Below are 17,647 nucleotides of genomic sequence, written 5' to 3' on the forward strand. Positions count from 1 at the left end.
TGCTGCTGAAGCTACGACCAGCAGGGTCACCCTCCGGCGGCCTCCTCCTCCGCGAGCACCCGCTGTGCCACCGCGAACGCCGAGTTCGCCGCCGGCACTCCGCAGTAGACGGCGGTCTGCAGCAGCACCGCGCCGATCTCCTCCGGTGTCAGACCGTTGCGCCGGGCCGCCCGAACGTGCATGGCCAGCTCCTCGTGGTGACCGTGGGCGACCAGTGCCGTCAGCGTGATCATGCTGCGTTCGCGGCGGGACAGCGTCGGGTCGGTCCAGATCTCACCCCAGGCGTAACGGGAGATGAAGTCCTGGAAGCGCGCGGTGAAGGGGGTCTGGCGCGCCTGAGCCCGGTCCACGTGGGCGTCGCCCAGGACCTGGCGGCGCACCTCCATGCCGCGCTCCGGCGCTCCGGTCAGGTGCGTGCGCAGTGCCGCCAGGACGGCCTTCGGGCACTGCGCGGGCGCCAGGTGCGAGGCGCCCGGGATCTCGACCAGCGCGGAGCCGGGCACCGCGTCGGCGATCTCCCGCAGATGCGCGGGCGGCGTCGCCGGGTCCTGGCGGCCCGCGATCAACAACGTCCGTGCGGTGATCGATGCCAGCCGGTCACGGATGTCGAACGCGGCGAGCGCGTCGCAGCAGGCGGCGTACGCGTCCGGATCCGCGTCCCGGTGGTCCTGCACCAGCCGGGGCACGGTGAACCCGGCCGTGAACCAGCGGGAGTCGGCCGTCGCGGCGACCGGTGCCGGCCCCTCGCGGCGTACCAGGGCGGCGCGTTCCTCCCACGGCTTGGAGCCGTTGAAGTGGGCGGAGGAGCAGATCACGGCCAGTGACGAGATCCGCTCGGGGTGGTGCACGGCGAGGTGCAGCCCCACCGCGCCGCCGAGTGACACGCCGGCGTACGCGAACCGGTCGACGCCCAGCGAGTCCGCGAGCGCCAGGACCAGTTCGGCGAGGTCGCCGACCGTCGCGCCCGGCCCGATGAGGTCCGGGGCCGAGCCTCCGTGGCCGGGCAGGTCCCAGCGGATCACCCGGTGGGTGACCGACAATTCCGGTGCCACCGGGTCCCACAGGGCGTACGAGGTGCCGAGCGAGGGGCCGAGTATCAGCGGGGGAGCGGTGGCGGGACCCTCGATGCGGTGGTGCAGCAGCTTGTCGGTCACGAGCGCTCCAGAGCACGGTCGGTGAGGGCTCCCGCGGAGCCGGTGTACTGGGCCGGGTCGGTCAGGGCGTCGAGGTCGATGTCCGTCAACTCGATGTATTCGGCGAGGAGTTCGGCGAGCGTGCGGCCCTCGGTGCGGGCCCGCCGGGCGGCCTCGGTGAGCAGCTCCTTGGCGCGGGCGCGGCCCAGCACGGGCGCCAGCCGGGCCGCCAGCCGCTCGGAGACGATCAACCCGTGGGTGAGGCCGAGGTGTTCCCGCATGGCGTCCGCGTCCACCCGGAGGCCTTCGGTCAAGTGCACGGCGTCGTGCGCGGCGCCGCCCACCAGCCGCAGCAGATCGCGCAGCGGCTCCCACTCGGCGTGCCAGGCTCCGGCCGGGCGTTCGTCCTCGGCGGCCAGTGACCCGTAGAGGGTGGCCGCGAGCTGCGGTGCCCGCCGGGCAGCCGCGGCGATCAGCGTCGCCCGAACCGGGTTCGCCTTGTGCGGCATCGCCGAGGAGCCGCCGCCCGCGCCCTCGGCGACCTCGGCGATCTCGGTACGCGAGAGCGTGAGGACGTCCGTGGCCGTCTTGCCGAGCGCCCCGGCCGTGAAAGCGAGCGCGCCCGCGAGGTCGGCGATGGGGGTGCGCAGGGTGTGCCAGGGCAACTCGGGTGCGCACAGGCCTAGTTCCCGTGCGTACGCGGTCACGAGCGCCGTCGGATCCTCGGCACCGTATGCGGTGAACGCGGCCAGCGTGCCCGCCGCACCACCCAGTTGAGCGGGCAGCCCGTCGCGCACGGCCCGTAGCCGGTCCCGGGCGTCCAGCGCCAGTGACCGCCAGCCGGCCGCCTTCAGCCCGAATGTCGTCGGCACCGCGTGCTGGGTGAGCGTCCGCCCGGGCAGCACCGTGTCCCGGTGGCGGGCGGCGAGCCGGGCCAGCGCCTCCTGCGTGCGCTCCAGATCGGCCAGCACCGGGTCCAGCGTGCGCACGGCGACCAGCATCGTCGCCGTGTCCAGGATGTCCTGGCTGGTGGCGCCCCGGTGGACGTACGGCCCGTACTCCTCTCCGGCCGCCTCGGTCAGGTCGGCGACGAGCGGGATCACGGGGTTGCCGCCGTCCCTGGCCCGCAGTGCGATGTCCCGGACGTCGAAGCGACCGGACCGGGCCGCCGCGGCCACCGCCGTGGCCGCCTCCTCGGGAACGAGCCCCAGTCCGGCCTGCACCCGGGTCAGGGCCGACTCCGCGTCCAGCAGCGCCCGCAGATATGCGGTGTCGCTCGTCGCGGACGCGGCGGGGGAGCCGGCCCACCCGGGGGCGAGCAGGCCGGTGCCGGACTCTTCAGAGGTCACCGGAACTCCAGGAAGACCGTCTCGCCTTCGCCCTGAAGGCGGATGTCGAAACGGTACGTGCCGTTGCCCCCGTCCACCGCGATCAGCGTGTCGCGACGCTCCGGCTCCAGCTGGGCGAGCAGCGGGTCCGCGGCGAGAGCCGCCTCGTCCCCGGGGAGGTAGATCCGCGTGAACAGGTGCATCAGCAGACCGCGCGCGAACACACAGGCGCTGATGTACGGGGCGCTGCGCCCGCGGGCGCCCGGCCGCAGCGTACGGGCGTACCAGTGGCCGTTGGCATCGGTCTGGACGCGGCCCCAGCCGGTGAACTCGACCCCGTTGCGGCCCAGGTAGCCGCCGGTCGCCGGGTCGCGCCGGATCGAGCCGTCGGTGGTCGGGACCGTGCCCTCCGGGTCCGGGCCCCACAGCTCCACGAAGGCGTCCGGCAGCGGGTTGCCCTCGCCGTCCAGGACGTACCCCTGGAGGGTGATCGTGTCGGGGTGGCCGACCGGCGCGATGTCACCGCCGCCCGGGAACGGCAGCGCGTACCCGTAGAAGGGGCCGACCGTGTGCGACGGGGTGGGCGGCACGCTCTCCGGCCTGCTCGTGTCGATCCTCGTCATGGCAGGTCAGCGTCCTTCCTCGATCCAGGTGGCGTGCGGGCCGTCGAGCACGATGTCCCAGTGGTAGCCGAGCGAGAACTCCGGCACCGACAGGCTGTGGTCGTACGTCGCGACCAGCCGCTGCCGGGCGGCGTCGTCCGTCACGGACTGCAGGATCGGGTCGTAGAGGAACAGCGGGTCGTTCGGGAAGTACATCTGCGTCACGAGCCGCTGCGTGAACGCCGTGCCGAACAGCGAGAAGTGGATGTGGGCCGGCCGCCAGGCGTTGACGTGATTGCGCCACGGGTACGGGCCCGGCTGGATGGTGGTGAAGCGGTAGAAGCCGTCGTCGTCCGTGAGGGTGCGGCCGACGCCCGTGAAGTTCGGGTCGAGCGGCGCGTCGTGCTGCTCGCGCTGGTGCGCGTACCGGCCCGCCGCGTTCGCCTGCCAGATCTCGACGAGCTGGCCGCGGATCGGACGTCCGTCGCGGTCGAGGAGGCGGCCCGAGACGGTGATCCGCTCCCCGACGGGTTCGCCCCGGTGGTGCCGGGTGAGGTCGTTGTCGATCTCCGTGATGTCCCGCTCGCCGAAGGCCGGGGAGGACAGCTCCACCAGCTCCGGGTCCTTGCTGACGTCGATGGTGACCGGCGGCTGCTTCGGGTGGCGCAGCACCGAGGAGCGGTACGGCGCGTAGTCGCGGCGCGGGTGGTGCTCGACGGGGCCGCCGTCGGCGACCCGCTTCTCATAGGCGGCGTGCTCGGCCGCGATCTCGAGGTCGATGTCCTGCTGAGTGAGAGCCATGGGGGTTCCTAACGCTTCCTTAGCGTTCGAGGACGAGGGCGAGGCCCTGGCCGACGCCGACGCACAGGGTGGCGACGCCGGTGCCGGAGCCCCGGCGGGCGAGCTGGTGGGCGACGGTGCCGGCGAGACGGGCACCGGAGGCGCCGAGCGGGTGGCCGACGGCGATGGCGCCGCCCTGCGGGTTGAGGATCGCCGGGTCGAACTCTGGCCATTCGGCGAGGCAGCCGAGGACCTGGGCGGCGAAGGCCTCGTTGAGTTCGAGGACCGACAGGTCGTCGAAACTCCTGCCCGCCTTGGCCAGGGCGCGGCCCACCGCCTCGACGGGGGCGAGGCCGAAGTACTGAGGGTCGATTGCCGACACACCGGTCGCCGAGACCCGGGCGAGCGGCTCGCGGCCGATGGCCTGCAGGCCCTCCTCGTCGGCCAGCAGCAGGGCGGCGGCGCCGTCGTTGAGCGGGGAGGCGTTGCCCGCGGTCACGGTGCCTCCCCCAGCCTCCGGCCGGGGGGACCCCCATCTCGCTTCGCTCGCGGTGCGGAAGGACGGCTTGAGCCTGGCCATCGCCGCCAGGGAGGCGTCCGGGCGTACGCACTCGTCGGCGGCGAGGACCTGCGGGTCACCCTTGCGCTGCGGGACGGTGACGGGGGCGAGTTCGGCGTCGAACAGGCCTTGCTGCTGTGCCCTGGCGGCCTTCTGGTGGCTGTGCAGGGCGAACTCGTCCTGCTGCTCGCGGCTGATCTTGTGCTTGTCGGCGATCAGCTCCGCGCTCTCGCCGAGGGGGATGGTCCACTGCGGGTCCATCTCCGGGTTCACCATGCGCCAGCCCAGCGTGGTGGAGTACAGCTCCGTGTGGGCGGCAGGGAACGGCCTGCCGCTCTTGGGCAGTACATAGGGGGCGCGGGTCATGGACTCCACGCCACCCGCCAGCGCGATCGAGGCGTCCCCGACGGCGATGGCGCGGGCGGCCTGGATCACGGCCTCCAGGCCGGAGGCGCACAGCCGGTTGACGGTGACGCCGGGCACGGAGGTGGGCAGACCGGCCAGCAGGGCGGCCATGCGGCCGACGTTGCGGTTCTCCTCGCCCGCGCCGTTGGCGTTGCCGAAGTAGACGTCCTCGATGCGGGACGGGTCCAAATCGGGCGTGCGGACCAGTAGTTCGCGGATGACGTGGGCGGCCAGGTCGTCCGGGCGGACGCCCGCGAGGCCGCCGTTGTAGCGGCCGATCGGGGTGCGGACCGCGTCGACGACGTAGACGGTCTTCACTTGCGTTCCTCCGCGGCGGTCAGCGGGGCGTCGGTCTTGGCGGTGATCTCCTCGACACTCACGCCGGGGGCGGTCTCGACGAGGACCAGGCCGTCGTCGGTGACGTCGAGGACGCCGAGGTCGGTGATGATCCGGTCGACGCAGGCCTTGCCGGTGAGCGGCAGCGCGCACTCCTTCAGGATCTTCGGGCTGCCGTCCTTCGCGGTGTGGGTCATCACGACGATGACGGTGCGGGCGCCGTGCACCAGGTCCATCGCCCCGCCGATCCCCGTGATCAGCTTTCCGGGGATCGCCCAGTTCGCCAGGTCGCCCTTCGCCGAGACCTGCATGGCGCCCAGCACGGCGACGTCGATGTGCCCGCCGCGGATCATGGAGAACGACAGCGCCGAGTCGAAGAAGGCGGCGCCGGGGAGGACCGTGACCGTCTCCTTGCCCGCGTTGATCAGGTCCGGGTCGACCTCGTCCTCGGGGGGATACGGGCCGGTGCCCAGGATGCCGTTCTCCGACTCCAGGACCACCTCCACACCCTCGGGCAGGTGGTTGGGGATCAGGGTCGGCAGCCCGATGCCGAGGTTGACGTACTGCCCGTCCTTCAGTTCGCGCGCCGCGCGGGCCGCCATCTCCTCACGCGTCCACGCCATCACGCGCTCACCGTTCCTCGGGCCTCGGGCGCGGAGACCGTGCGCCGCTCGATCTTCTTGTCCGCGGCCTGCTCGCGCGTGAGCGCGACGACCCGCTGCACGAAGATCCCCGGCAGATGGACGGCGTCCGGTTCGATCTCTCCCGGCTCCACCAGCTCCTCCACCTCGGCGATCGTGACGTCGCCGGCCATGGCCGCCAGGGGGTTGAAGTTGCGGGAGGACTTGTTGAAGACGAGGTTCCCGTGCCGGTCGCCCTTCGCCGCCCGCACCAGCGCGAAGTCGGTGCGGATGCCGCGCTCCAGCACGTACTCGGTGCCGTCGAACTCCCGGACCTCCTTGGGCGGAGAGGCCAGAGCGACCCCGCCCTGCCCGTCGTACCGCCATGGCAGCCCGCCCTCGGCGACCTGCGTCCCCACACCCGCCGGGGTGTAGAACGCGGGGATCCCGGCCCCGCCCGCCCGCAGCCGCTCGGCCAGCGTGCCCTGCGGGATCATCTCGACCTCGATCTCCCCGGCCAGGTACTGGCGGGCGAACTCCTTGTTCCCCCCGATGTAGGAGCCGGTCACCCGGGCGATCCGTCCGGCGGCCAGCAGGACCGCGAGACCGGACTCCATCGCCCCGCAGTTGTTGGAGACGACGCTCAGGCCGCTGACCCCGCGCTCGTGGAGCGCCTGGATCAACGCGTTCGGCACACCGCTCAGCCCGAACCCGCCCACCGCCAGCGACGCGCCGTCCGGCACGTCGGCCACCGCCTCCAGGGCCGTGGCGACCACCTTGTCCATCCGTCAAGCCCCATCCGTCTTCGAAACCACGAGGACCACCGAATTACTCAGCGCACTGACTATTTCTGTGAGGTCTCACTCACGCTGCCACCCGACGCTTGAGTCGTCAAGAGTCCAGCGAGATCAGCACATGCGCGCCATGGGCCTAGGTGGGAGCAGGCGGTATTGTTCAGTGCACCGATGGAATGGCCGAAGCATGACGGACGGACGCTGAGGAGCGCTCATGGCCGCGGTGGATCTCTCCGCCCACCCCGGGCACCTGGCCCGGCGGCTGCAGCAGGCGCACTACCTGCTGTGGAACACGATGGTCTCGGAGGAGATCACCTCGCCGCAGTTCGCGGTCCTGAACGCGCTCGTCGCCGAGCCGGGCCTCGACCAGCGCACGGTTGGGGAGCGGGTGGGCCTCGACCGGTCCACGATCGCCGAGGTGATCAGCCGGCTCGGCCGGCGGGGCCTCCTCGACAAGGTCCGCGACCCGCAGGACGGCCGCCGCTTCCTGCTGCGCCTGACGGAGGACGGTGTGCGGACGCACCGCAAGCTGACCGTGCGCACGGCCCGGATGAACCAGGTCTTCCTGGCCCCGCTCACATCCGAGGAACAGACCCTCTTCCTCGACCTCATCCGGCGTGTCGCGGACGCCGCCGAGGACCTGCGCAACCCGGCGGAACCCCTCGCGGCCAAGGCCTGACCCCACACTCCGAGGAGTCGGAGGAACGTGGCCGGTCCCCGCCCGGAGGGCGGCCCGGGCGCGGCCCCGCTGGTCCGTTCAGCGGACGGTGACCACCGCATTCCGGACCTGCGGACCTAGACTTGGGTGCCCCGCGGCACCCCAGACGCGTACCTGCGAAGGAAGGCGGCATCACCGTGGACCGGACCCTCGCCACCCGTCCCCCGCACACCTCCGCGGACTGGTGGGTCACCGCCGACCAGGCACGGCACGCGGCCCAGAGCGGCCTCGCGGACGCCGCGACGGCACCCGACCTGCTGCGCACCCTCACCGAACTGGACCGGGCCCGCCATGAGGCGGGCGTCGCCGTCGGTGCCGCGGTGGAGGCGCTGCTCATGGGCGGCGTCGCCTGGGAGGCGATCGCGGCCGCTCTGGGGTTCGGCTCGCCCGAGGAGGCCCGCCAAGCGCTCGCCCCCGACCGCAGGGAGGCGGGAGCGGCGATCGAACGCCGGCTGGGGCGCAGGGCGTAGACGGGGACAGTCCCTCACGCGCGGGCGGGAGGCACCGGCACGCACCCGCCCCGCCCCCGCCGACGGGTGTCATCGCACCCGGCCCCGCCGTCGGGTGTCATCGCACCCTCCGGCGCTCGTCATCCGCACCCGTCGGCGGTCGTCATCCGCACCCGCCGCGTCCAAGTCCGCGAGTGCCGTCCGCGGGGGTCGGCGTCCGCCGCGGAGTCCGGCGTCCGCCGGAGGTTCAGCGTCGGCCGGAGGTCAGTCCCGGACGCCGAGGATCTCCGCGAGGTCGTAGCGCACCGGTTCCTGCAACTGCGCGTACGTACAGCTCTCGGGGATGCGGTCCGGGCGCCAGCGGCGGAAACGCGCCGTGTGCCGGAAGCGCTCGCCGTTCTCCATGTGGTCGTACGCCACCTCCGCCACCCGCTCGGGCCGCAGCGGCACCCATGACAGGTCCTTCTTCCCCGACCAGCGGCTCGGCGCCCCCGGCAGCCGGGCCGTCTCGTGCGCCTCCTCGTCCGACCAGGCCGCCCAGGGATGCCCGGCGACATCGTCCATCCGCAGCGGCTCCAGCTCCTCCACCAGCCGCTCCCGCTGCTTCATCGGGAACGCGGCCGACACCCCCACGTGCTGGAGCGCGCCCCGGTCGTCGTACAGCCCGAGCAGCAGCGACCCCACGACCGGGCCGCTCTTGTGGAAGCGGTAGCCCGCCACCACGACGTCCGCCGTGCGCTCGTGCTTGACCTTGAACATCACGCGTTCGTCCGGCCGGTACGGCAGGGAGAGCGGCTTGGCGATCACCCCGTCCAGGCCAGCGCCCTCGTACTGCTCGAACCACTGCTCGGCCACCGCGCGGTCCGTCGTCGCCGGAGCCAGGTGGACGGGCGGCCGCACTCCGGACAGCGCCCGCTCCAACAGGGCGCGCCGCTGACCCAGCGGAACGTCGAGCAGCGAGTCGTCGTCCAGCGCCAGCAGATCGAACGCCACGAACGACGCCGGGGTCTTCTGCGCCAGCATCCGCACCCGCGAGTCCGCCGGATGGATCCGTTCCGTCAGCGCGTCGAAGTCCAGGCGGCCCTCCCGCGCGATCACGATCTCCCCGTCCACCACGCACCGCTCGGGCAACCGCTCCCGCAGCGCCTCCACCAGCTCGGGGAAATACCTGGTCAGTGGCTTCCCCGTGCGGCTGCCCAGCTCGACCTCCACACCGTCGCGGAACACGATGGCCCTGAAGCCGTCCCACTTGGCCTCGTACTGCATGTCGGGCGGGATCGCCGCCACGGGCTTGGCGAGCATCGGCTTCACAGGGGGCATCACCGGCAGGTCCATGCCTTCGATTCTGCTGCCCGGCGAGGCGGTTCGCCCGGTGTGCGAGGAGGGGGGCGGACGCCTACCGTGGCTCGCATGGGCGATGCGGTGGAGCTGGAGGTGGCGGGCCGGACGGTGCGGCTGTCCAGCCCGGACAAGGTCTTCTTCCCGGAGCGCGGCTTCACCAAGCTCGACCTCGCGCAGTACTACATGGCCGTCGGGCCCGGCATCCTGCGCGCCCTGCGCGACCGGCCGACCACCCTGGAGCGCTACCCGGACGGGGTGACCGGCGAGTGGTTCTTCCAGAAGCGGGCGCCCAAGAGCATGCCCGACTGGATCCCCACCGCGCACATCACCTTCCCCAGCGGCCGCAGCGCCGACGAGATGTGCCCGACCGAGGCCGGCGCCGTCGTCTGGGCCGCGCAGTACGGCACACTCACCTTCCATCCGTGGCCGGTGCGCCGCGCCGACGTCGACCGCCCCGACGAACTGCGCATCGACCTCGACCCGCAGCCCGGCACCGACTACGCCGACGCCGTGCGTGCCGCCCATGAACTGCGCGCCGTCCTCGACGAGTACGGCGGGCTGCGCGGCTGGCCCAAGACGTCCGGCGGCCGGGGCCTGCACGTCTTCGTGCCCATCGAGCCCCGCTGGACCTTCACCCAGGTGCGCCGCGCCGCGATCGCCGTCGGGCGCGAGCTGGAGCGGCGGATGCCCGAGCACGTGACCATCGCCTGGTGGAAGGAGGAGCGGGGCGAGAAGATCTTCCTGGACTACAACCAGACCGCCCGCGACCGCACCGTCGCCTCCGCCTACTCGGTACGCCCGAGACCCCATGCTCCCGTGTCGGCGCCGCTGCGCTGGGAGGAGGTCGACGACGCCGAACCCGGCGACTTCGACCTCGCGACCATGCCCCGCCGGTTCGCCGAACTGGGTGACGTCCACGCGGACATGGACGACCACGCCTTCTCCCTCGAGGCGCTCCTCGAACTCGCCCGCCGCGACGAACACGACCACGGGCTCGGTGATCTGCCTTATCCGCCCGAGTATCCGAAGATGCCGGGCGAGCCGAAGCGCGTGCAGCCGAGCCGGGCACGGCGGGAGCGGAAGCGGGAGACCCCCGAGGGGCCGGCCGCCTCCTGACGTGTTCTGCGTCCCCGGTGACCCGACCTGTTCCGACGTCTCCCTGACCCGCGCGGACGTCACCCTCCCCACGACACTTATATGTCGGTATGTCGGCAATACGAAGAATCTGTCCTTTATGCGGATAAGCTCGCGCTGTGCCGCTACCGGTCCGTTGTTCGCCCCAGCGGCTCTTCTCCGTGAATTGCGTACGAGGATGGGGAGTTCCGCATGGACAGACGCAGCTTCCACCGGCGGATGCTGATCGGTGGCGCCGCCGTTGCGACATCGTTGTCACTTGCTCCTGAGGCTTTCGCGGACGGTGGGCCGCGGACGGCGCCCGCCGGTGGCAAGGAGAGGCACATCAAACTCTTCGCCGCGGAGCTCGGTAAAGGTCGGATGGGCTACGGCCTCGCAGGCAAGAAGGCGACCATCCCGGGCCCGGTGATCGAGGCGGTCGAGGGTGACACGCTGTACATCGAGTTCGAGAACCGGCTGGACGTCTCGACGGGCCTGCATGTGCACGGGGTGGACTACACGATCAGCAACGACGGAACGAAGCTCACCGGAAGCCTCGTGAAACCTGGCCGCAAACGCACCTACGTGTGGAAGACGCACGCCCCCGGCCGCCGCAAGGACGGCACCTATCGGGAGGGCAGCGCGGGCTACTGGCACTACCACGACCATGCCATCGGCACCTCGCACGGCACCGGTGGCGTGCGCGCGGGCCTGTTCGGCGGCTTGATCGTGCGCCGTCAGGGCGACCTCATCCCCGACACCACGCACACCATCGTGTTCAACGAGACGTCGATCAACAACGGCAAGGGGCACGCCGGACCCACCTTCGAGGCCGTCGTGGGGGAGCGCGTCGAGTTCGTGATGATCACGCACGGGGACGACTTCCACACGTTCCACCTGCATGGTCACCGGTGGGCGGACAACCGCACGGGACTGCTCGCCGGTCCCGAGGACTCGAGCCAGCTCATCGACACCAGGGTCGTCGGTCCCGGTGCCTCCTTCGGCTTCCAGGTCATCGCCGGCGAGTCGGGCGGCGCGGGCGCGTGGATGTACCACTGCCACGTCCAAAGGCACTCCGACAAGGGGATGGCCGGGCTGTTCCTCGTGCGGAGAGAGGACGGAACGATCCCCGAATACGACGATTCGTCACACAAGCACTAGGTCTGGGAGCGCTCTCAGCGCAGGGGCGGCCGGGGCTATCCTGATCGGCAACCGCCGAGGAGGAGCCCCACGTGACCGAGACCGCGCCGCGCCCCACGCTGGAGGCCGTGGCTGCCCGGGCCGGGGTCTCCCGGGCGACGGTGTCCCGCGTCGTCAACGGCGGCGACGGAGTGCGCGAACCCCTCGTCGAGCGGGTGCGCCGAGCCGTGGAGGAACTCGGGTACGTGCCGAACCAGGCCGCGCGCAGCCTGGTCACCAAGCGGCACGACGCGGTCGCGGTCGTGATCGCCGAGCCGGAGACCCGGGTCTTCGCGGACCCCTTCTTCGCCCTGCAACTACGCGGCATCAGCAAGGAACTGACGGCCCACGACTCCCAGCTCGTCCTGCTGCTGACGGAGGGCCGCGCCGACCACGCCCGGGTCGGCCGCTATCTCGCAGGCGGGCACGTCGACGGCGCGCTCGTCTTCTCGCTGCACCTCGACGACCCGCTGCCCGAGCTGGTGCAGCGGGCCGGGGTGCCCACCGTGTTCGGCGGGCGGCCGGGCTGGGGCGACGGCACCGGCAGCGCCGTCTACGTCGACAGCGACAACCGCGGCGGTGCCCGCGAGGCCGTGCGCCATCTCGTGGGGCTCGGCCGCCGCCGTATCGCGCACATCACCGGCGCCCTCGACCAGACGTCCGCAGTGGACCGACTCGACGGGTTCCGCGACGTGATGGTCGACGCCGACCCGGGGCTCGTCGTGGAGGGGGACTTCACGCCGGCGGGTGGCGAACGGGCGATGCGGGAGCTGCTGGGCCGCTGCCCGGACCTGGACGCCGTGTTCGCCGCCAACGACCTGAGCGCCTCGGGCGCCCTGCGGGTGCTGCGCGACGAGGGCCGCCGGGTGCCCGACGACGTCGCCGTCATCGGCTTCGACGACATGCTGCCGGTCGCCGAACAGACCGACCCGCCGCTGACGACGGTCCGCCAGGACATCGAGGAGATGGGGCGTTTGATGGCCCGCCTCCTGCTGCGCGGCCTCGACCGGCGCGCTGAAGATCCGGGAGTGGGCGGTGTGCCGTCGAGCGTGGTGCTGCCGACGACGCTGGTACGGCGTGCGTCGGCGTGACGGCACGGTCATGAACCGACCGTCACCGTGAACCGGCGTGGGTTCCCGTCGTACGCCGCCCCCGACACGTCCGGCTGACCGTCCGGACGCACGTCGTCGTACGGGAACGCGTACCCGATCGGCGAGTTCGCGTGCACGCAGCGCGCCCAGTGGTTGGTCACCGCGCCCCGGTAGTAGTCCGCGCTGGTCAGGCCGTTCGGCTGGTACGGGTGGGTGAGCATCAGCGAGCGGTTGAAGCCGGCGGCGAGACGCGCGAGCAGAGCCTTTTTGTCGTCGGGGTCGCCCGGGTTGTTGGCGAACGGCCCGTGGTCGCAGGTGAAGACGTCCCTGGAGGTGGGCTTGGAGAAGGTGTGCCCGCCCGTGAAGGTGAGCGTGTCGCCGGTGACCCGGCCGGTGAACACGCCCCGGCCCCCCTGGAGGTCGATCCTCAGGTCCGTGGCGCGGTACTTGTCCCAGACCTGGTCGATGTAGGCGGTCCACAGTTCGCGGAACGGCATCCGGTCGGGTTGGCCGAAGTACGGTGCCATCAGGTTCTGCGGGGAGACGGCGCGTAGCACCTTGCCGTCCGAGCCGTGGATGACCAGCTTGTCCCAGGGCTGCCCGTCCTTCGCGGCCTGGGCCGAAAGGGCCGAGGCGATCCGGTCCACGGCGCCGTCGGGGAGCGGTGCGACGGTGTGGGTGGCGTCGCCCTCCAGGGTGAGTCCGATCGGGAGGGCGGTCACCAGGTCGACATAGCTGATGTTCGCGTACAGCTGCGCCGAGTTGAAGGTGAACTCGCAGAACGACCAGGTCTTGCCGTAGTTGGGGTCGGCGGGGGTGGCGAAGGCGGGCTCCACCAGGGCCGGGCCCGGGTTGAGGAAGAAGTCGAGGGCGGCGTCCCGCACGAAGTAGATCCTGGCACCGTACATCTGGGGAAGCGTCAGCACGGTGGGGGGCGAGCCCGCGGGGCCCAGGGGGATCGCGCAGTCGACGGGGAGCGGGCTGTGCGGCGCGGAGGGGGAGCCCGGCCGGTAGACGCTGCCGTCGGCGCGCAGGAGCATCCAGTTGCCGGTCGACTGCTCGTGTCCCGTGACGTACGCCCGGACGGTGCCAGGCAACGAGGCGTTGCGGAGGGCGAGTTGGCAGGTGGCGGGGGCCGCCTGGGCGGTGCTGGGGGCGAGGGCGGCCGACCAGGCGGGGGAGGTGGCGGCCGCGGTGGCCGCCGACAGAAACGCTCGGCGCGATATCACGAGGGGGCTCCTGGGATGTGGGGGGAGGAGGAGTGGTCCCACTGTTCCCAGGAGGAGTTGAAGCGTCAAGGGTTATGACTGAGAGCGCTCTCAGAAATTTTTCGCGTTCAAGAAGTGACAGCGCGGGGACCGCTTTTGGGGCGGAAGAAGGATGGGGCGCCGTGCGTGCGAACAGGACGTCGGCACCGCGCCCGGAACCGACCGGCGTCAGCTCTGCTGCGGCTGCGGCGGTGCGCTCTTGATCACCGCGAAGCGGGCTCCGTACGGGTCGGCGAGCCGGGCGATACGACCCACCCCTTCGATGTCCGCCGCGGGCACCTGGACGCTGCCGCCCAGCTCCTGCGCCTGGCTCACCGTGGCGTCCGTGTCCGCGACCTCGAAGTACGGCAGGAAGTGCGCACCGACCTCCGCTTCCGTGGGGTCGTCGGCCAGCGGGACGAGGCCGCCGAACATGTCGTCCCGGCCGCCGCCCTCCGGGTTGATGCACGTGTAGGTGCCGCCGGGGAAGGGGACGCCCTCGGTCTCCCAGCCGAGCACCTGGCGGTAGAACGCGGCGGCGCGGGCGATGTCCGGCGTGTACAGCTCGACCCAGCACAACGAGCCCGGGTCGCCGGCCACCTCGATGCCCTTGGTGCGGCCCGGTTGCCAGATGCCGAACGGCACGCCGGCCGTATCGGCGAGGACGGCCATGTGACCCTCACCCATCACGTCCATGGGCCGCATGAGCACGCTGCCCCCGGATTGCTCGGCCGCCTTGGCCGTGGCCTCCGCGTCGGCACTCTGGAAGTAGACGGTCCAGGACGGCGGCCCCTGCTCCGGGGTGGTCTGCATACCGCCGGCCGCGGTCCTGCCGGACAGTTGGAAGAAGCCGTAGCCGCCGGCGTCGGGGCCCGCCGACTGGAACCGCCAGCCGAAGAGGTCGCCGTAGAAGGAGTTGGCGCCGTCGATGTCCGGGGTGCCGATGTCGAGCCAGTTCGGAGCGCCGTTGACGAAACGGGTGGTGAGCATCTCTGCCCTCCTTCGAGGGTTCCCGGTGCCTGCTCTGCCGAGTCTTCCACCCCCCACTGACAATCGCCGCCGGAATGACGCGGCGGGCTCCTGTGACGACGTGTATCGGCAGCGTGCGCTCTCGTCACGGAGTTCTCGGCGCGCCGCCGTGCGCGGCGCCGTGAGGCGAGGACATCATCGGGAGCCGCACGAGGCCGTGAGCCCCACGACGTCGTGCCCTGCGAGGCCGTGTGTTGTCAGTTGTCGTCCCCGGTCGCGGTGGGCCCGGGGACGGCCGGTCCGCCGTTGATCACGTGTTGATCGAACGTTTTTCGCCGCGCGGCACGATCTCGGCCATGCACATCGAAGCGATCATCGCGTCCGACATCCCCTGGCAGGCCCAGGCGCTCTGTGCGCAGACGGGGGGCGATTTCTTCTTCCCCGAGCCGGGCAGTTCGGTGCGGGAGGCGAAGCGTATCTGCGGGCTGTGCGAGAGCCGTGCCGCGTGTCTCGAATACGCGCTCGCCCACGACGAACGGTTCGGCGTCTGGGGCGGGCTGTCCGAGAAGGAGCGGCTGCAACTGAGGCGGACGCCGGACAGCAAGTGAGAGCTCTCACCCGTCCGGATGCGCGGCCGGACGCCCGGGACGATGCTGGAGACATGTCCGGACGGGCTCCTGTCATCGTTCATCCGCCGTCGGGCACCGGCGGCCGCCGGGTGACCGCGCGCGGGGAGAGCCTGGGGGTGGCGTTCTCCGACGAGGACGTGATCGAGTTCCTCGGCCGGGCCGGGCTGCCCGACGCCGAGGACCTGCTCGACGACCCGGCGTGGGTGAAGTGGCGCGGCGCGGACGCCCACCACTACGAGGCCGCCTAGGGTCTTTCGTTTGGCTCAGGCGGGATCAGTGAGCGGGGCCATGGGGGGTGCCCCTGCGCGAGCGTGTTCGAGCGTGCAGCTGCAAGGCGGAGGAGGCTGTGACATCAGCCGCTACCGCGGCGGGGGTCCCGCCGCGCGAGCGTGTTCGAGCGTGGGGGAGTCGGCGAGTGACGACAACGCCGCTGGGGGTGTCCCCACGCCGTCAAGGCAGTGGGGGAGTGCGTGCCAGCCCCCGCGAGCCCGGCATGATCCGAACGAGAGGCCCTGGGACCCGGGAGCCTGTGGCCCGGGGCGGTCCGGGGTCAGTCCTCGCTGACGGTTGCCAGGACGGCGAGCGTCTCGCCCGCCAGGCGCAGCGCGCGCCGCAGGACGACCGGGGAATGCAGCAGCCCGTTTCCGTCGGGCGGGACGATCCACTCCAGGGAACCGGCAGGCCGGTACGGCGGGGGCACGGCGACCCAGGCACCCCTGCCCGCATGGCGGACCCCGGCGCCGGCCCAGTGGCCGGGCGGATCCGGCGGCACGAGGAAACCCACCCTGAGCGCCGCCGAGTCCACCAGCGTCGGTCCGGGCGTCCGCAGCGGGTCGTCCCACAGAATGTCCAGGGCGAGCAGCCCCAGGCGGCGCGGAACGCTCACCACGTCCCAGTGGCGTCCGGCCTCCAGCAGCACCGTGCCCTCGCCCCGCTCCCACTGCTCTGCGCAGGCGTGCGGGTCCGGTGCGGCGGCGGCCAGCCACTGGACGCCTCGCATCCACATCGGATTCGTCATGACCCGCTCCAGGGGCGCCACCCGGCCCGACCGGCCCGACCAGGCGTACGACAGGGACAGGCCGGGCGGGTCGGCCCGCGGGGACGTCCACCCGGCATATGCATCCTGAGGGATGCTCCAGTGCGGCGAACAGGGTGGCGCGGCGTGGCGTTTGCGGCGGATCCGGAGGCGGATACGGACTCGTATGCGGGTACCCGACGCGGTTACGGACTCGGATGCGGGTACCGACGCGGTTACGCCTCGGCCCTGGCCGCCATCCGGGCCTTGCGGGTGGCCAGCTTCTCGTCGAACCGCGTGGCCTCGCTGTCGAGGCCGTCCATGAACAGGCCGAGTTCCTCCTGAGCCCGGAGGCCTTCGGGCCCCAGGCCGTCGATCTGCAGGACCTTCAGGAAGCGGAGCACCGGCTGGAGCACGTCGTCGTGGTGGATGCGCAGGTTGTAGACCTCGCCGATCGCCATCTGCGCGGCGGCGCGCTCGAAGCCGGGGATGCCGTGGCCGGGCATGCGAAAGCCCACCACGACGTCCCGCACCGCCTGCATGGTCAGGTCGGGTGCGATCTCGAACGCGGCCTTCAGCAGGTTCCGGTAGAACACCATGTGCAGGTTCTCGTCGGTCGCGATGCGGGCCAGCATCCGGTCGCAGACCGGGTCGCCGGACTGGTGGCCGGTGTTGCGGTGCGAGATGCGGGTCGCCAGCTCCTGGAAGGCGACGTAGGCGACGGAGTGAAGCATCGAGTGCCGGTTGTCCGACTCGAAGCCCTCACTCATGTGCGCCATGCGGAAACGTTCCAGCTGGTCGGGGTCGACAGCGCGGGAGGCGAGCAGGTAGTCCCGCATCACGATGCCGTGCCGGCCCTCCTCCGCCGTCCAGCGGTGCACCCAGGTGCCCCACGCGCCGTCGCGGCCGAACAGCGTGGCGATCTCGTGGTGGTAGCTGGGGAGGTTGTCCTCCGTCAGAAGATTGACGACCAGCGCGATCCGGCCGATGTCGGTGACCTTCGACTGCTCCTTCTCCCAGGCCACACCGTCCTCGAAGAAGCCCGGGAAGTTGCGGCCGTCGCCCCAGGGGACGTACTCGTGCGGCATCCAGTCCCTGGCTACCTTCAGATGCCGGTTCAGCTCGTTCTCGACCACTTCCTCCAGGGCGTACAGCAGCCGCGCGTCGGTCCAGACGGAGGGGCTGCCGAGGTGGGGAGAGGTGATCGTCACAGGAACTCCAGGGAGACGGGGAGGAACAGCGGTGCAGCCGGCGAGCGGTGCCGGAACTTACGGGATCGTAGGCTACGAACCCGTAGGTTACGAATCCGTAGGTTAAGGGCGCTGTAAAAGCCCTGCCC

At 71.7% G+C, this 17,647-nt stretch carries 19 protein-coding genes; 7 read left to right on the top strand and 12 right to left on the bottom strand.

Going from position 1 to position 17,647, the window contains the following annotated elements; all coding sequences use genetic code 11:
• Positions 1–26: 26 nt before the first annotated feature.
• The 7 genes from pcaDC to N8I84_RS34015 are packed head-to-tail and all read right to left on the bottom strand — an operon-like array spanning position 27 to position 6,548.
• Positions 27–1,154 carry a bifunctional 3-oxoadipate enol-lactonase/4-carboxymuconolactone decarboxylase PcaDC gene (pcaDC, locus tag N8I84_RS33985; RefSeq protein ID WP_263233310.1) on the bottom strand — a complete coding sequence of 376 codons (1,128 nt, stop codon included), beginning with the start codon at positions 1,152–1,154 and terminating at the stop codon, positions 27–29.
• A complete protein-coding gene (pcaB, locus tag N8I84_RS33990) occupies positions 1,151–2,482 on the bottom strand; it encodes a 3-carboxy-cis,cis-muconate cycloisomerase (RefSeq protein ID WP_263233311.1) in 1,332 nt (443 codons plus the stop codon). Before pcaB ends, pcaDC begins: the two co-directional genes overlap by 4 nt.
• A complete protein-coding gene (pcaG, locus tag N8I84_RS33995; protein ID WP_263233312.1) occupies positions 2,479–3,084 on the bottom strand; it encodes a protocatechuate 3,4-dioxygenase subunit alpha in 606 nt (201 codons plus the stop codon). Before pcaG ends, pcaB begins: the two co-directional genes overlap by 4 nt.
• Before the next feature lie 6 nt (positions 3,085–3,090).
• Complete coding sequence (pcaH, locus tag N8I84_RS34000; RefSeq protein ID WP_263233313.1) at positions 3,091–3,864, bottom strand: protocatechuate 3,4-dioxygenase subunit beta; 774 nt, start codon at positions 3,862–3,864, stop codon at positions 3,091–3,093.
• 19 nt (positions 3,865–3,883) lie between these two features.
• Complete coding sequence (locus N8I84_RS34005; protein ID WP_263233314.1) at positions 3,884–5,125, bottom strand: thiolase family protein; 1,242 nt, start codon at positions 5,123–5,125, stop codon at positions 3,884–3,886.
• Positions 5,122–5,766, bottom strand: a complete 645-nt coding sequence (locus tag N8I84_RS34010; RefSeq protein WP_263233315.1) for a CoA transferase subunit B — start codon at positions 5,764–5,766, stop codon at positions 5,122–5,124. The genes N8I84_RS34005 and N8I84_RS34010 overlap by 4 nt, the downstream gene beginning before the upstream one ends.
• Positions 5,766–6,548, bottom strand: a complete 783-nt coding sequence (locus N8I84_RS34015; RefSeq protein WP_263233316.1) for a CoA transferase subunit A — start codon at positions 6,546–6,548, stop codon at positions 5,766–5,768. Before N8I84_RS34015 ends, N8I84_RS34010 begins: the two co-directional genes overlap by 1 nt.
• Positions 6,549–6,771: 223 nt before the next feature.
• Between N8I84_RS34015 and N8I84_RS34020 the strand changes: the two genes are divergently transcribed.
• Entirely contained in the window at positions 6,772–7,236 is a 465-nt protein-coding gene (locus tag N8I84_RS34020; RefSeq protein WP_263233317.1) for a MarR family winged helix-turn-helix transcriptional regulator, read from the top strand.
• Between the two features lie 176 nt (positions 7,237–7,412).
• On the top strand, positions 7,413–7,745 hold the full coding sequence (locus tag N8I84_RS34025; protein WP_263233318.1) for a hypothetical protein: 333 nt from the start codon (positions 7,413–7,415) through the stop codon (positions 7,743–7,745).
• A 243-nt stretch (positions 7,746–7,988) separates the two neighbouring features.
• On the opposite strand, the gene N8I84_RS34030 is transcribed toward N8I84_RS34025, so the two are convergent.
• Complete coding sequence (locus N8I84_RS34030; RefSeq protein ID WP_263233319.1) at positions 7,989–9,059, bottom strand: ATP-dependent DNA ligase; 1,071 nt, start codon at positions 9,057–9,059, stop codon at positions 7,989–7,991.
• 75 nt (positions 9,060–9,134) lie between these two features.
• Here N8I84_RS34030 and ligD point away from each other — a divergent pair, with 75 nt between their 5' ends.
• The 3 genes from ligD to N8I84_RS34045 all read left to right on the top strand — a co-directional run bounded on the left by ligD (position 9,135) and on the right by N8I84_RS34045 (position 12,448).
• On the top strand, positions 9,135–10,181 hold the full coding sequence (ligD, locus tag N8I84_RS34035; protein WP_263233320.1) for a non-homologous end-joining DNA ligase: 1,047 nt from the start codon (positions 9,135–9,137) through the stop codon (positions 10,179–10,181).
• A 210-nt stretch (positions 10,182–10,391) separates the two neighbouring features.
• Positions 10,392–11,339 (top strand): multicopper oxidase domain-containing protein, encoded by a 948-nt coding sequence (locus N8I84_RS34040; RefSeq protein ID WP_263233321.1) that lies wholly within the window; start codon positions 10,392–10,394, stop codon positions 11,337–11,339.
• Positions 11,340–11,410: 71 nt separating this feature from the next.
• Complete coding sequence (locus tag N8I84_RS34045; RefSeq protein WP_263233322.1) at positions 11,411–12,448, top strand: LacI family DNA-binding transcriptional regulator; 1,038 nt, start codon at positions 11,411–11,413, stop codon at positions 12,446–12,448.
• An 8-nt stretch (positions 12,449–12,456) separates the two neighbouring features.
• Here N8I84_RS34045 and N8I84_RS34050 read toward each other — a convergent pair whose 3' ends face one another.
• Together N8I84_RS34050 and N8I84_RS34055 are read right to left on the bottom strand one after the other, a co-directional pair.
• Positions 12,457–13,677, bottom strand: a complete 1,221-nt coding sequence (locus N8I84_RS34050; RefSeq protein WP_263233323.1) for a glycoside hydrolase family 64 protein — start codon at positions 13,675–13,677, stop codon at positions 12,457–12,459.
• A 207-nt stretch (positions 13,678–13,884) separates the two neighbouring features.
• Positions 13,885–14,685: a VOC family protein gene (locus tag N8I84_RS34055; protein WP_263233324.1), complete on the bottom strand. Its 801-nt coding sequence runs from the start codon at positions 14,683–14,685 to the stop codon at positions 13,885–13,887.
• A gap of 335 nt (positions 14,686–15,020) precedes the next feature.
• Between N8I84_RS34055 and N8I84_RS34060 the strand changes: the two genes are divergently transcribed.
• A complete protein-coding gene (locus N8I84_RS34060; protein ID WP_263234972.1) occupies positions 15,021–15,272 on the top strand; it encodes a WhiB family transcriptional regulator in 252 nt (83 codons plus the stop codon).
• Between the two features lie 53 nt (positions 15,273–15,325).
• Entirely contained in the window at positions 15,326–15,541 is a 216-nt protein-coding gene (locus N8I84_RS34065) for a hypothetical protein (RefSeq protein WP_181139054.1), read from the top strand.
• Between the two features lie 302 nt (positions 15,542–15,843).
• Here the strand turns inward: N8I84_RS34065 and N8I84_RS34070 are convergent, their stop codons facing one another.
• Together N8I84_RS34070 and N8I84_RS34075 are read right to left on the bottom strand one after the other, a co-directional pair.
• On the bottom strand, positions 15,844–16,311 hold the full coding sequence (locus tag N8I84_RS34070) for a hypothetical protein (RefSeq protein WP_263233325.1): 468 nt from the start codon (positions 16,309–16,311) through the stop codon (positions 15,844–15,846).
• Between the two features lie 233 nt (positions 16,312–16,544).
• On the bottom strand, positions 16,545–17,519 hold the full coding sequence (locus tag N8I84_RS34075) for an acyl-ACP desaturase (protein WP_263233326.1): 975 nt from the start codon (positions 17,517–17,519) through the stop codon (positions 16,545–16,547).
• Positions 17,520–17,647: the final 128 nt, after the last annotated feature.

The organism is Streptomyces cynarae (assembly GCF_025642135.1).
Classification (GTDB): Bacteria; Actinomycetota; Actinomycetes; order Streptomycetales; family Streptomycetaceae; genus Streptomyces; species Streptomyces cynarae.